Annotated in this window: 10 protein-coding genes; all 10 read right to left on the bottom strand. The window is 41.1% G+C overall.

The window, feature by feature from the left end; genetic code table 11:
- On the bottom strand, positions 1–663 hold a 663-nt coding region (locus Q8907_04495), incomplete at its 3' end, for a DUF3826 domain-containing protein (GenBank protein MDP4273519.1).
- 141 nt (positions 664–804) lie between these two features.
- The gene (locus Q8907_04490) at positions 805–2,472 is read right to left on the bottom strand and encodes a polysaccharide lyase (GenBank protein ID MDP4273518.1); all 1,668 of its coding nucleotides are present in this window, start codon (positions 2,470–2,472) and stop codon (positions 805–807) included.
- A gap of 307 nt (positions 2,473–2,779) precedes the next feature.
- The gene (locus tag Q8907_04485) at positions 2,780–4,903 is read right to left on the bottom strand and encodes a RagB/SusD family nutrient uptake outer membrane protein (GenBank protein ID MDP4273517.1); all 2,124 of its coding nucleotides are present in this window, start codon (positions 4,901–4,903) and stop codon (positions 2,780–2,782) included.
- Between the two features lie 20 nt (positions 4,904–4,923).
- A complete protein-coding gene (locus Q8907_04480; GenBank protein ID MDP4273516.1) occupies positions 4,924–8,178 on the bottom strand; it encodes a SusC/RagA family TonB-linked outer membrane protein in 3,255 nt (1,084 codons plus the stop codon).
- 136 nt (positions 8,179–8,314) lie between these two features.
- Positions 8,315–9,967, bottom strand: a complete 1,653-nt coding sequence (locus tag Q8907_04475; protein MDP4273515.1) for a sodium:solute symporter — start codon at positions 9,965–9,967, stop codon at positions 8,315–8,317.
- A 46-nt stretch (positions 9,968–10,013) separates the two neighbouring features.
- Positions 10,014–11,171, bottom strand: coding sequence for a four-carbon acid sugar kinase family protein (locus Q8907_04470; GenBank protein MDP4273514.1), 1,158 nt, complete (start codon positions 11,169–11,171; stop codon positions 10,014–10,016).
- Positions 11,172–11,184: 13 nt separating this feature from the next.
- Positions 11,185–12,222: a 4-hydroxythreonine-4-phosphate dehydrogenase PdxA gene (pdxA, locus tag Q8907_04465; protein MDP4273513.1), complete on the bottom strand. Its 1,038-nt coding sequence runs from the start codon at positions 12,220–12,222 to the stop codon at positions 11,185–11,187.
- Between the two features lie 6 nt (positions 12,223–12,228).
- Positions 12,229–13,182 (bottom strand): dihydrodipicolinate synthase family protein, encoded by a 954-nt coding sequence (locus tag Q8907_04460; protein ID MDP4273512.1) that lies wholly within the window; start codon positions 13,180–13,182, stop codon positions 12,229–12,231.
- Positions 13,183–14,328 carry an iron-containing alcohol dehydrogenase gene (locus Q8907_04455; GenBank protein ID MDP4273511.1) on the bottom strand — a complete coding sequence of 382 codons (1,146 nt, stop codon included), beginning with the start codon at positions 14,326–14,328 and terminating at the stop codon, positions 13,183–13,185.
- A gap of 86 nt (positions 14,329–14,414) precedes the next feature.
- The gene (locus tag Q8907_04450; protein ID MDP4273510.1) at positions 14,415–15,434 is read right to left on the bottom strand and encodes a LacI family DNA-binding transcriptional regulator; all 1,020 of its coding nucleotides are present in this window, start codon (positions 15,432–15,434) and stop codon (positions 14,415–14,417) included.
- Positions 15,435–15,650: the final 216 nt, after the last annotated feature.

The raw sequence follows: 15,650 nt of genomic DNA, 5'->3' as shown, positions 1-15,650 counted from the left end.
CCGTTTACCCCATTCGGTCCGTTCTTTTTTCATATCATAGCCCTGACTGGTCAGATAATTTGCAATGCGGCCTTTATATTTTTTGAAAATTTCAGATTTTTTGTTTGATGATCCTGCATCTATGGCTTCTTCGCGTGCCTGAATCAGAAAGTCCAAAATTTGTTTTTTCTGAACGTCTGTAAGAGATGGAACTTCCTGAATATATCCGTCATAAGTAAATTTGACTTTACCATAAGTCATGCCGTCTTTTACTTTATCGATTTGTTCTGAAGAAAGTTCTTTGGAAAGCAATGAAAGGTATTCTTTGTGCAATTGGGTCCTGTTTTTATTGAATTTTTCTTCAATGCTTTTTGTTAATGTTTCTTTTTCAGTTTTACTTTTTATAGTATCTGTTTTTATGGTTTTCAGTTCGGCATCTCTGGATTCATCGAGCTTTTTGATGTTGCGGTATTGGTTGGCAATAATGTCGGTAACTCGATTTGCTTTGATGGAATCTGAAATATTAAGTGTTGCAACAATTTTGGCTGCTCTTTGAGTAATAACTTGGGTATAGGCTGCTTCTTCCTCTTGCGGATTTGTGTTTTTTTGAGGAGTAATAGCCATTGCAGGAATAGACATGAAAAATAACAAAATTCCGGTAAATAATCTGGTCAACAGGTTCATAATTTTTGTATTAATGTGAATAGTGCAAAATTCTTGCAGGGCCAAATAAAATGTAAAATTTTTATTTGAAATTTTTCAAAGTTCTGAAGTACAAAAGTACTTCAGAACCTAAACTTAACTCATTATGATAAAGTGCACTAACTATCTTTTCCACAAAGGTCCTTTGCCTTTTGCAAGGACATCGATATTATTTTTGGGATCTGTCCAGTCAATTTTTTTAGACGGATCAATACCGTTAATGTACTTTTCAATATTGGTGTATCCGTCTCCATTAGAATCAAGGTTGGCATCTGACGGATCTTTAGGATTCAAACCGTGCCTGATTTCCCATTCATCGGGCATTCCGTCTCCATCGGTGTCTTTATAAGATTTTCCTTTGTATTCGGGATAACCGCCCACCTCGAATATTGCTGTGATAATTCCCAATTTGTATGAATCTTTTGGGAGTTTCCTCGGTTTAAACTGGCTCATGGTATCGGTATTCACCTCCTTATAAGCTATTTTGCCTGTTCTTACTTGCTCAATTACCCTGGTATCAACTGCATCGCGTTTGGGTAAAGTTGCACCTGCATTATCCAAAACAAAATTATAAGCATCCAAGGCAGGCATTATTGTGACCGGAGCCATTGGGAAGGGCTTATTGACCCGCATATAAGGTTCATATTTGCCGGCATCCGGATCTTCTTCAACCTGAATGCCGCCAGCCCAGTTGTCGCTGGTTACTTTTTCGTTACCATCGACGATATTCCCATTTGCGTACACACGGCCAAAAACCTTATACCCGAGTTTGCTGCGGCCTGATTCGGGTTTGAGGATACGGTGGCCTACAGGCTCATCTTTGGGTGTTACCGGACCGGGTTTGTAATAGTTGTTGATCATGTTGTACAGGGCAGTATAATCTCCGCCATCCACTGAACGGTGATGCCAGTTGAAAACGACATTATTGACGAAATTAAATACCCCATTCCACCCAATAGAGGGATTACGGCCTGCATTGTCAGCCCAGAGGTTACGGACAAAAGTGCAGTTTTCACCGCCCATGGTACTTCCAAACGCATGGTTCCAGGTGTCAAGGGATTCTGATGAAATACTGTTCTGTATGGTAATATTGACTGTTCCCATTTTCTCTTCTTTTAATCCTCCACCCGGGTCAAACATATGGCGGTACATGGACATGTTTTCGTCCAGGCCCCAACTGGCGGAAACGTGGTCAACAATTACATTTCCGACAGGATTTCCGCCCAAAGCATCATCGCGGCGGCCTACCCATGTCTCTCCACGACGGAAACGCATATGACGGATGATCACATCGTGGGTATTCACCCAGAATGATTCACCGGCTACACATATCCCATCTCCCGGAGCAGTTTGTCCGGCAATGGTGATATAGGGTGCACGGACAATGATAGGGCTTTTCAGGTGAATAATCCCGGAAACATTGAAAACGATGATACGGGCTCCGCCCTGTTCGCAGGCTTCACGCAAAGTACCGGGTCCTCTGTCGTCCAGACTGGTTACTGTAATTACTTTACCGCCACGTCCGCCAAAGGTATATTTACCGCCACCTTCAGCTCCCGGAAATGCTGGAATATCAGCCTGGGGAAGATCGGTTGGCCTGGCGGCCCAGGGAATATAAGGTTTGCCATGACGGGCTTCTTCGTCAATTATTGGCAGGGCTTTTTCCCAGGCAGCATCGGAAAGCCGTTGCTCGCGGTTTAGCAGGGAATCTGCAGCAGCTTTGACTTCCGGAGTTATTTTCGGATATTGGGCCGAAACTGTTTGATGCTGAAATAGAAGCATTACCAACATGAAACATGGAATTAAATATTTTTTCATTTTTGCCATACTGTTTGTTATTGATGAATACTGAATATATATTGAAGCATTAAATGCAATTTACTGTCAAATTTATGAAATATTAAGTACGGTAATATGCAGAAAAACAAAAGAATATGATATATGTTTTACATGATGAGTTCTTAAAAGATTGTTGAATAGCAACAGGTATATTTTAATACCCCAACAGGATTATTCCTGTCGGGGTAAAAAATTGATTTTTAAATTTAAGTACGATATCGGATGATATACAAAAAAAAGCATCCTGTACGCTTTACATTTATTCTGTCGGATCAAATGTTCCACTCTGGCCATAAACATTCAGCCAACCTTTAGTTTGTTGATCGTTTAGATAATCATTTGCCTGGAGTACGTTTTGATTGATACCAAAGAAATAATACTGAGGTAGAAATGCAAATGAAAAAACTGGAGACTTAGTAGCATCGAGATCATTCTTATATACTCGTTTTAAATATGTATTATAGAATGTCTGCAGGTTTGTAATTCCGATATTCCAGTTTGCATCCGATGCATCAGGGTCGACCCTGCCAACTGTAGCGTTTATTGAAGAACCATCATATTTGGGCCGGACTCCGGCTTTGTACAGAGGGTCATAAGAGAGACCGTTTCCTGTTCCATAGCCATGACTGTTTAATGCAGAAACGGCTGCTTTACCCGGATCAACCTGGATATAGAAACCAGTACGTCGCGTACCATTTAGGGGAGTTATTCCAAGAAGGTTGCATACCTGGTCACCATTATCAGTATTTCCAAATAGTTCCCAATTCCTTAAGTCCCAGAAGCGTTTTCCTTCGTATGCGAGTTCAATACTTCTTTCATAAAGAATCGCTTCGAACATTTTGTATCTGTCGTTCAGAATATCTGTTCCAAGTCCGTAAGTGCCATCTGTACCTGCGGGAATGGATGCACGTATACGGATACGTTTCAAAATATCATAAGCTTCCTGCAGATGATTGATACCTGCTGCACATTCTGCCCAATTTAACAAAAATTCAGCATAGCGGAATTCTATAATATCCGATACCGAATATAAAAAGTCGGCTTTAGCGATATTTCCGTCTTGTGACATTTTCCTTACAAAGGCTCCTCCGGAAGGCATAGAACCAGCTTCTGCATAGTACAGGGTAGTCGGACTGGTAGCATTCTTTTGCCAGTAATATGACCAGACCGTGGCATTGCTGATAGAATCTTTATAGGGCCAGAAACTGCCATTGAACGCGAAAGTTCTATAAAAACGGGGATCGCGGTTGACAAAGAAATTTAAGGTGTCATAATTAACACCCTTCACCGGCCTGGTTCCATCAGCCATAGGGAATTTGTCAATCATTTGTGCAGTGGTTTTTATTGATGCACCTCCTCCTGAGAGGGTAGTTCGGATTGCATTTTCCCAACCATTTGCTTTATATGCAGAACTCCCGGAAGAAATGGCAGAAGAATACAGGTAAACAATAATGGCTTCAGGATTAACTTTTCTTGTTTGACCGTTCAGGGATTGCTTAAACATATCGCTCCAGGCTTTGGCACGTGTACCGGGTTTGCTTTCGCCATAAAGACCTTTGCCTGCAGCATCAAGATATGGCAATGCTGCTACATGTGCATCGTAAGCAGCCTGCCATTTTGCACTCGAAATGTTTTGCCAATCAGAATTGAATACCGGCGTGGCAATAGTAGACAATACTCTAGCTTTGAAAGCTGCGGCAGCTGCTTTGTCAATACGCCCGTAATCATTACCCACCATGGTTGCCGGGAGGAGAGTGATGGCTGAATCGAGGTCCTGGCAAATAAGGCTGATGCATTTTGTTGTCGTGCTTCTAGGAATACGAATCGTTGTGTCTGTAGATGATGGCTTTTGGGAATGCATTACCATTGGGACACCCCCGTAAAGGCGTACCAAATCAAAATATTGCCATGCCCTCCAAAAATACATCTGTCCCTTCATTTTGTTGCGTTGGGCTAAGGTGATGGTTGTTTTCCCGTAAACGTCTATATTTTCTAGGAAAAGATTTATTTGCTTAATACGCGTATAGGGATTGTTTACAATAGACCCACTTAGAGGTGAACCGAAATATGTAGATACACTTGAATTTGTGAGAGTTGAACCGTTATTGTTCAAGCTCGTTGTACCTGCAAATTCATCGGTAGTAGTAGAAAAAGTAGTAGAATAATTAATTCCATCACCCAATGTCTGAATAGGGGTGGAATTATTCCCGGGTTCCATCTGATTATAGATGTAATCGACATAACCGGCTGCCATTGAAGGCTCAGTAAAAACCTGTTCGTTAAAACCGGAGTAGTCTTTCATGTTCTCAAGATACTGATCGCTGCAACTTGTCAATACTATTGCGGCTATCGATATCATCCCTAATATATATTTCCTTATCATTTTCTTTATAATTAAAATTATTATAATGTCAGGTTAACCCCAAGAGACATGGTTCTTAGTGTCGGATACCCATTCATGTCAGTCAGTGGATCACGATAACTATACGGGTTTAAGAAACTGACAACATTGGTCATGGAAACGTTAAAACGTAATCCTTCAACTTTTAATTTAGTTAAAAGGGGTTGAGGCAAGGAATAGGCCAGAGTTAGTGTCCTAAGCTGCATTCTGACCGATGAGATTTTCCAGAATTTGGAAGTTGCAGAATTTTGTGTGTATTGATATTGGTTGGGATACTTTCCGTTGGGGTTAGAATCCGGATCAAACATGTCTGCCCAATATGCTGCCTGGTTTTTGATAAAGGCCGAGGACGATGAACTTTGAGTTGTGGCATCCAAGGTGGAAAATCCGCCCCATGAACCGGAAATTTGAGCGTTGAGCTGTAAACCTTTGTAATTTACTCCCAGGTTAGTAGTAAAGCCCCAGGGATTGCTTGATTTCTTGGCCAATTTAATTTGGTCATTTGAATCAATAATTCCATCGGCAGGCTGGAAGCTACCATCGGTATTAATTGCACCCCGAACATCACGGTAATAAAGCATACCCGGTTGTAATGCGGTGGCGGCAAGACCGAACATAGTACCTGTTGTACCGTCAGGTTTTGTGAGGTACTTGGCAACATAGTTGTCTATATCGGCTTGATTGCGGAACATACCTAAACAATCGTAACCCCATACTCCATTGTCTGTTGATTTCCCTATCTGGTTGGTTGTCCAGGGGTAGATCACTGCAGGTTGATCCCATTTTCTGACCCTGGTATCAGACCAGCCCGTTATGAAGTTGATATTATATCTCAAATCTTTAGTAATTTTATCACTCCAGTTAAGGGTTATTTCAATACCATAGGCATCAATTCCGGCGTAATTTTCGTCGGCACTGCTGCCTCCAACAGTTACAGGTGCCTGAGCTGTACGGACAATAAGCATATTGGTGTTATGGTCTTTCCACCAGTCGATACTGGTCGAAAACCTTTGTTGCAACATGGTTGCATCCAAACCAAGGTCGTATTTCGTGTCGTTGTCCCATTTTGCATCAGGGTTGGGAGATGCTTCCATCTTGTAGCCTACAGTAGGAGAAGAAGTTGAATTGGTTCCGAAGTAACCCCCTTTATCGCCCTGATAAGTATAGCGTTGTCTCCATTGCCATGCTTTTGTGTTGTCTTTACCCGTAAAACCTAAAGTTCCTCTGAGTTTTAAGTAATCAATAAAATGGATATTGTCTTTGAAAAAATTTTCTTCGGACATAACCCAAGCAGCGCCTAATGACTGGAAAGTACCCCAATAGTTTGCCGGTGCAAATTTAGTGGAGGCATCCGAACGGATGAGGTAAGTAAAGTTGTACTTATTGGCATAGTTGTAAGTTAAACGGCCCAAATAGGACAAGGTTCCAGATTCCATCCTGCCTGTATTGCTATTTGAAACATCGATACCCCCGATGGCTGTGTTTGATTGTCCGTTGTTATTCACAAGAGGAGTATTTGCAATCATACGCATGGAGTTGTATTCGCTTGTGCTTTGTTCGATAGAGAACATCCCTGTTACATTGTGTTTGCCGATTTGCTTTTCGTAATTCACAAAAAAGTTAGACTGATAGGCAATGGTATAGTTCCTGTCCCATAACATACGGTTGCCATTGCGGGAGTTGATGTCAGACACATATACTGCTCCTTCGCTTGAGGGCAGGAAAAGGTGTTCACCGCTTCCTCCCAGTTTAGTGGGGAGAAGAAGGGTATATTGAGTACCTATCTGGTTGTTAGTTGCTAATGCGTACGATCTGTTAAACATGCCTTTTACAGATAACCCCTTGATAAAAGGTACATCATATTCTGCGCTTGCATTGACATTATAAGTTATGCCGCGGTTTTCGGAGTAATTGTCCTGATTTTGCATTTGAAAGTAGTTAAACGCAGAAAGATTATTCGCATTTGTACTGGGGTAGGTGTAGGGATTTAGCATAAGGTAATTGGACTGGCCATCGACTTCCCAGGGGAAATATTTTGGCATACCAACCAGCATAATGTAGTCGTTATCTAAATTTTCACCACCTACCTTATTAAATGGGTTCTTTTTGTATGTATCGTCGCCTGAAAGTTGAAGTTTGACTTTAAAGTTAGAGGCCACGTTAATTGTTGTTCCTGCGCGGAATGTCCACTTATTGAATTTCCCGGTATTCAGGTTTGAGTTTTGGGTGTAATAGGTGGCTGATGCAAAATACGTTGCACGCTGGGAACCTCCGTCAATATTGATTGTATGGCGAACATTGTTTCCTACCCTCCAGGCTTTATTCAGCCAGTTGTAGTCTATGTTTTTCAATGAATCCAACTCATCAGGCTGAAAAAAGTTACGAAGAGTGGTAACCGATCTGTTCGCTCCGTAAGGTCCGGCATATTCGTTCCACCAAATTCCTTCCTGGTATGCAGAGAGGGTCTTGGGAAGGGAAGTTGCATCGTTCACTCCGTAAAGTCCTGAATAGGTTATTCTGGGAGCCTGGTTGATTTTCCCCTTTTTTGTGGTCACAATAATAGCTCCCTGAGATGCACGTGCTCCATAAATTGCAGCTGCACCATCCTTCAATATCGTGATACTTTCAATTTCAGAAGGATCTAAATTGTTGAAACGCGAATAATCAGGAGCTTGTGAAGATGAAGAACCATCAATCTGGATGACATCATCAATAATGAGGATAGGGTTTAGCGAACCCCCATCTTTTGAATACGAGAAGGGACTACGAATTTCCAATGAAGCTGAAACACCTGGACGGGCCATACCACCCGTAACTGAAAGACCATTAACCCTCCCGCTAAGAGCTGCTCCCAGATTGCTGACTGGAAGATCTGCAACTTCTTTTGGTGCGATTACTTCCACTGCACTGGTCAGGTTCGCTTTTTTCTGGGAACCATATCCTACTACAACTGTTTCTTGAAGCAGGGTGGCATCTTCAGCCATGGTAACGTCAATTTGCGACTGTTTCCCTACCGGTATTTCCTGTTTTTTCATACCTATAGCGGAGAAAACCAGAACGTCCTGTTCGATAGCACGAATAGAGTATTTCCCATCCACATCGGTAACTGTACCCGTTTTGGTACTTTTAATCATTACAGTTACTCCAGGAACAGGATCTCCGGTCGATGTTTTTACTACACCTTTCACTATGGTTTGGGCAAACAAATGAGCGGTGAGAAAAACAAGGATTGATAAGATCAGAAATCGTTTCTTCATAAATTTTGGATTTAATTAGTAAAAAAATAATGAATTCATTGTTAATAGATAATATTAAAGATTAATAGAGGATAATTAAATGTACTTGAGGTCATTAGATTACTTTTAGGGTGGAGCTTTGTCCTTATGATTCGAATTAGTTTGCATGTTCTTTTTCATAGCGTTTTTCTTTTATTGGTTTTTCTTCAGGATCAGTATGACTTACTGTTAATGTCGAATAGGTTTTTTTTTGCTCTTTCCCCTTTTTGTCCCAACCATAGTAGGTTAAGTGTGTAATATTTTGGGGCCTTTTAAATAAGAAACTTGCCAAATATCCTACAATGAATAGTATCAAATGACTATATACCCCAATCATATATTTATGCTGCGAAAAATTGAACCTTCCCAAGTCAAGAATTTTATGTTCATAACCTCCAATGTTAAACTTGGTGGAGGTGAGTATTGCATAAGCAGTAAAAAGAATGCAGGCGAAAATTCCTATATAGGCTCCCTGTTTATTGGCTCTCTTACTGAAAATTCCCAATAAAAACAAACCGGCGATTCCACCAGAAAAAATTGCATACAGGGCAAATACTGTTTCCAGGGCTCCCTTGGTTCCCTGGTTTTTGACATAGTAAGTTGCAATAGCCACTGAAGTTAAACCTGCCAGTAAAACTACCAGACGGCTGAAGAGCATACATTGTTTTTCAGTACAGTTCTTTTTGAATCTTTTGTAATAATCGCCCACGCAGATTGCGGAGAGGCAATTCAGGTCGGCATCCAGTGATGAAATTGCAGCCGCAAAGAGTGCTGAAAGTACTAATCCTACTATTCCAACAGGCAGTTGGGTCATAATGAAGTAGGGGAATACTCCGTCCGGCTTAATATTCGCGGGTAATCCTCCCGTTTTAATATGATAGAATGCATAAAGTGCTGTTCCAATGAACATGAAGAGCGCCCAAACAGGGACACTTAACAAAACTCCAATCCATGAAGCTTTTATTGCCTTTTTATCAGATTTCGCCGTGAGATAACGTTGAACCATGGTCTGGTCGGTTCCGTATTTCTGGATGGCATAAAAAATTCCATTTAATACCATAACCCAAAAAGTGAGTCGTGCGAAATCAAGGTCAAAGGGACCAAATCCAATTTTGCCGTTGGTTTTAGCTACCTCCCAAATAGCGGATATTCCGCCCGGAGTAGTAAACAAAATAACTCCAAGGCTGATTAGTCCACCTGCAATTAAAAGAATTCCCTGTATCACATCCATCCATATAATTGCTTCCATCCCTCCGATCAGGGTGATGAAAATGACCACAAAGCCGGTAATCCAGATTAGCTCAATGGTGTTGGCCCCTATCATTTTCGAGATAGCCAGGGCTAAAAGATAAAATACTGTCCCCATTTTTGAAAAATGAGCCAGGAAAAAGCCCAAGGAACTGTACAAACGTGCACCAAAACCGAAACGTTGTTCAAAATATTCGTATGCGCTCAGATGAATGGCATTCCGGTAAAGGGGGACAATAAATCCAATGAAAAACATTAAGGTTAAGGGGACCATCAATCCCTGAACCAGCAAGATCCAATTTGATGCAAATCCTTCACCCGGGTATGCCAAGAAGGTAATGCTGCTAATTAAGGTGGCCAGAATGGACAATCCAATTGCCCATGAGGGTGCTGAACCATTTGCCGTAAAATAATTTTTCGTATTTTTTTGCCTTTTTGAAAACTTAAGACTGACGGCAATCGGAGCCAATAAAAAGATGATGATGATCAGGTAATCAATAATATGTAAGTTGGAATGCAACATTTATAAGTTAGGTTTATTAAGTATTAATTTTAGGTTTTGGAACCATTTATTCAGTTAGCTGTGATAGAATACTTTCCGGCCAGAAATAACTTCCGGGTTTAGTCGTCACACAGAAGTTGGATTTCCCTTCTATTTTCATCCGTATTACACCGGTATCCAATTCCTGAATCGGGATTAAACGGTTTATTTTTAAATGCTTCAGGACAACTGATGTCGTTCTACCCCCTTCAAGCAACAATTCATTCAAATTGGTTTTTTCCGTTACTTTTTTGATCAATATTCCTATGGTTTCACTTATTCTGATTGCTATATCCGGTTCATTGATGGAATCATGGAAAATTGAAGCAATTACTTTTTTATGGTTTTCGATGGCATGTACAATATCGTTTGCCCATGCTTCAAGATATTTCGGATCATAGTTTTTATTGCAGTATATTTCTTCAGGAATGTTGGAGAGATAATGGTCGTTTTCTTCCAGTTTTTTCAAAAAGTCCGTGTCTTTAGGGTAAGTACTTCCCAGAACATAAAGAGCCTTTTCTCCGAAGGGCAGTAATTTTGAAATATTGCAGGAGGGCATAACTTCATGTTTTCTGATCAGGGCATCAAAAAATCCGGAGGCCCCTGCAGGTAACGTTTGAGCATCAATATGGACAGCCCAATGTTTCAGGTCATTATCATTTTCCACATCACCAATAATGATGCCCTCTTCGGGTAACAATTCATTAAACCTGCAATTTTTTACAGAAGAATTTTTCCCCAGAATTTCAAGTACAGATGAGGAATGAATAGGATATTCCGGATCAGTGGAAAAACAGGTCTCTTTTAAAGGAATGTTGTCTATAAAAAAGATGCCATCCCGGATAACCCTGTTGAAAACAGGATTGGCTGCAACAACTATGGCTCTTTTCTTCTGAGAAGCATACATCATTGCTGCCAATTCCCCGATAATGTTCCCTCTTAATACTGAATCTATTTTTTTATAGATAAAGGCAGGATTTAATTTCAATAGTTGTTTTGTAATATTTTCCGTATATACAGATGCTTCTTTGGCATGAAGTGACCGAGTGTTTGTGGCAATAACAAGCAGGTCGGTATTGCAACGTCTAATATTTTCCGTTTCAATAACTACCTTTAGCCCGTGCCTTAATCCAATCCCCCCTATTTCAGCAGCTCCGGTAAAATCGTCAGCAATGACAGCAATCATAAATTTCAGTTAATTAGTTATTTAATATTTTTACGGCATATTCGATGGCATTGATTAATGCATCGGGGCTTGCAATTCCCCTTCCTGCGATTTCAAACGCAGTTCCATGATCCACAGAAGTTCTGAGTATGGGCAGGCCCAACGTGATATTTACTCCCTTCACACTCTTCATGGTTGATTTGGCTTTGTCATATTCAAATCCAAGGACTTTGAACGGGATATGCCCCTGGTCGTGGTACATGGCCACGCAGCCGTCAAATTTTCCGCCGTTGGCCAGGGCAAAAAGGGCATCGGCCGGAACAGGTCCTTCTACCCATAATCCTGAATCCTTCATTTCCTGAATGGCTGGGATAATTTCTTCAATTTCCTCCAGGCCAAATAATCCTCCTTCACCCGAGTGCGGATTAAGGCCGGCTACTCCGATATGCGGATTGGCATAGCCTAATTTTCTTAATCCCTCGTGAAGAAGTTGAATCACCTCCTTTATCCTTTCTTTCTTGACCAAATCGCAGGCCTGGCGCAACGAAACATGTGTGGTCACATGGATTACCCTTAAATTTTTATCTGCCAGTAACATTGCATATTTGGATGTATGGGTATAGTGTGCATATATTTCGGTATGGCCTGAAAAATGATGACCTGCTTTATTGATGGCTTCCTTATTAATTGGACCGGTTACGGTCCCATCCACTTTTTTCTGCATGGCCAAATCAATGGCTGTTTTAACGGCACGGAATGCATAATCCCCGGCAGCAGCTGAAACTTTGCCAAATTCAACATGATCATCCTGTTCTCCGCCAATCTCCAGAACATTTATTATATCGTTTTGAAATACTGCTTCAGCCGGATCGTAGATGGTTCTGATTTTTAGATTGATGTTGCTGATTTCTATGGCTTTTTCTATAGTCGGGCCATGGCCGATCAATAAGGGCCTGCAAATCTGATGAACGGTCCTGCAGGAAAATGCTTTAACTGCAATTTCGGGCCCTATACCGGCAGGATCACCCATCGTAATGGCTAAAAGTGGAATATGTTTTTGTGAATCTTTCATTTCTTATTAATTACTTGCTCCCTGCTTTACTGGTTGAGGGAAAAGACTGGAAAATTTTTCATGAACTTCCAAGGCCTGGTTTCTGATTATTTTTTGTTCTTCGTCGCTCAGGGTGATCATAGGCGGCATCGCGTAGGGTTTGCACAAACCAATTGCCGACATCATCGTTTTTAATGCAGGGATGGACTGGCTTAATGTTTTATCCTTTTGATAAATTGTTGCTATTTCGTTGGACTGTGACTGCAATAATTCTGCAGTACCGTTATCATCATTCAGAATGGCATTGTATAATTTCCCATAAAGTTGGGGCACAAAATTGCCCAGGCTGGGTACGATTCCATCTGCTCCTTTATGCAGGGCAATTGCGGATTGAACGGCACAGCCCATCAGATAAACAAAATCGGGCCGTTTGTTCCAAAGTTTAACAGACTGTTCAAGCCTTTCCAACCCTTTTTCAGAATCTTTGACTCCTGCAATGTTGGGGTGAAAACTCAATTTGTCAATTATTTCGATGGGTATTGATAAATGGGTCGTGCCCGGCATATTGTATATAATTAACGGGCATTTAATGTTGTCGGCCAGTTGCAGAAAATATCGAATTATTTGATTGTCTGATAAAGGATAATAGAAAGGCAGATGTGCTACAACTGCATCTACTCCATATCCTGCAAATTGATTGGCCTGTTCAATTGATTCGGCCAAACAGTTTCCTGAAATACCTGCATAAACACTGACTCTGTGATTTATATGGTTAATTGTCGTTTGTACCAATAAGGTTTTTTGTCCGGTCGATAAGGATAGGGATTCACCCGTAGTTCCAAGCACAAACGGAGAAACACTGGCCTCCATAAAAGTATCGAGGATTCTTGCGGTGGATTCAACATCCACCGTAAGGTCCTCGTTAATGGGGGTGACCATTGGAATGATAGCTCCCTTATATAGTGTTTGTTTTGGTTTCATCTAGTAGGCTTTTTGATAAATTGATTCGGCATCAGCAAGGGATATTTCCCTTGGATTGTTTTTTAGAAGCCGTTGGACCAGTAATGCTGATTCTGCAAGTTTTTTAATGTCACCGTAAGGAATGCCGATTTCTGATAGTTTTAAAGGCATTCCGCAATCCTTTATAAGTTTTCTGAAGAAGGATATACTTTCCAGAGCTGCTTCATGATCTGATTTGCTGTTGCTAATTCCCGCTCCCCTGGCAATATTGGCATAGCGGTTTTCTGAACTTGAAAGGTTGAATTCCATAATATAGGTCAACATCAAAGCATTTGATATGCCATGGGCAATTTTATAATCACTTCCAAGGGGATAGGCAAGGGCATGAACAGCTGCAGTATTTACCGGGCCAAGGCACATCCCTCCGTACACACTTCCCAAAGAAAGGTTGGAACGTGCTTCCAGATCATTCCCATTTTCATAAGCTTTTTTGAGGTTGGTCGAGATCAGCCTGATGCCTTCCAGTGCAAAGGTGTCTACCATGGGATGGGCAAAGCGGTTGGTATAAGCTTCAATACAATGGGTAAGTGCATCGATTCCTGTAAAAGCAGTTACCTGAGGTGGCAATCCCCGGGTCAAGGATGGATCCACATACACTTTATCCGGGACAAGCCATGGGCTGATGATTCCCAACTTGGCATGTTGCTCTTCGTCCAGAAGGATGGCATTGGGAGATACTTCGCTTCCCGTACCGGATGTTGTGGGCGCACAAATTAGTGGAATATGACGGCCTTTAATCAGGCCGGTTCCGACAACTGACTTGGCCTGTTGTTTTCCGTCGAACAAAGCTGCCACAAGTTTGGACACGTCCATGACACTTCCCCCTCCTATGCCGGCCACACTGTCTGCTTGGAAATCCCGGGCAGCAGAAAGAATTTGTTCAAAATCGGAAAAGGATGGTTCACCCTTAATGGTTGTAATGGTTTTGATAGCAATACCCTTAGAGGATAAGTCATTAAGCAGGGACGATATTTGTTCCAGTACAGGGGGAATGGTTATAATGAAAAAACGTTTGCATTCTGTAATTTTATAATCCTCAGCTATTTGGTTAATGCAACCGGCTCCGAAAACTAAGCTTGACGGATTATTTAATTTGATTCTATTCATTTCTGAAAAATTAAAGGATACTATTACTTTAGAAAATTGAGTTTTTTGGAAAATTATAAAACCTTTTTCCCCTAAACGGCATTCTTTCAACAGGAACTGCGGATCATTAATTCGGTTTTAAGGATCATATTTACCGTTGGGCGCGTCGGGTCATTAATCCTCTGAATGAGCTGTTCTGCAGCACGTTTCCCGATTTCATAAGCAGGCTGGCGCACTGCAGTCAACGGAGGATTCAGGGAAATTGCCCAGTACATGTCATCAAAACCAATGATGGCAATATCCTGTGGAATATTTAGTTGCTTTTTATGAATGGTTTCCAGGGCACCCAGGGTAATCAGGTTATTGCCTGTGAAAAGCGCATCAGGCGGAGCGGAAAGGTTCAGCAGTTCTTCGCATAACTTTACGCCGCTTTCATGACTGGAATCCCCGTATTTGATATAGGTTTTGTCTATATTAATGCCATTGGCAGTTAGAGCTTCCCTGTATCCTTTTTCACGTTGCTGGCTTGATGGAAGTTGGGGCAACCCTGAAATATATGCAATTCGGTTGTAACCGGATTTTGCTAAATAATCCACTGCAGCAAATGCGCCCTTTTGGTTCTCCACCAGAATGACATCCACATCTACTTCTGATAATCCCCGGTCTACACAGACTATAGGAAGGCCTTCTTTGACCAAGTTGATTACTTTCTGGTCATGCTCATTGGTTGGCGTTGCGATAAGCCCGTCAATTGATTCCGACTGAAGGATATCCAGATAAAGTTTTTCTTTCTTTTCATCTTGGGAAAAGTTGCAGGTGATCAGGGCGTATTTGTTTTCATAAGCCACATCTTCAATGCCTCTTAATACTTCTACATAAAAGGGGTTTTGAATATCGGGGATCAACACACCCAATAAATTGCCAGAAGCATTTTTGTTTCTCAACCTTTTGGCTACCCTGTTGGGATGATACTTCAGTTCTTTGATTACTTTCAGGACTTTAATCCTTGTTTCATCACTGACACTGGAACTGTTGTTGATTACCCTGGATACCGTGGCTGTCGAAACACCGGCCTTACGGGCAACCTCATTTAAACCTGAAAATTTGTAATCGTTTTCACTCTGCATAACTCATAAAATCAATTAGATAAAATATTTGTAACTGTAAAAAACTGTAAACGTTTATAGGGCAATATTAATTTATTTTGAAATCATAGACAAATAATTATCAATTTTTTTGATGAATGATTAAGTCTGCTTTTCATGTTTCTGTCTGGCAGGATTAATCAGTACTACGATTAAAAACCATCCTTAAAGCTGAAGGTGGTCCTTTAAAAAACTTTT

Source organism: Bacteroidota bacterium (genome assembly GCA_030706565.1).
Classification (GTDB): Bacteria; Bacteroidota; Bacteroidia; order Bacteroidales; family JAUZOH01; genus JAUZOH01.
The sequence above is the reverse complement of the archived record's forward strand: the minus strand, read 5'-3'. Positions and strand labels throughout refer to the sequence as shown.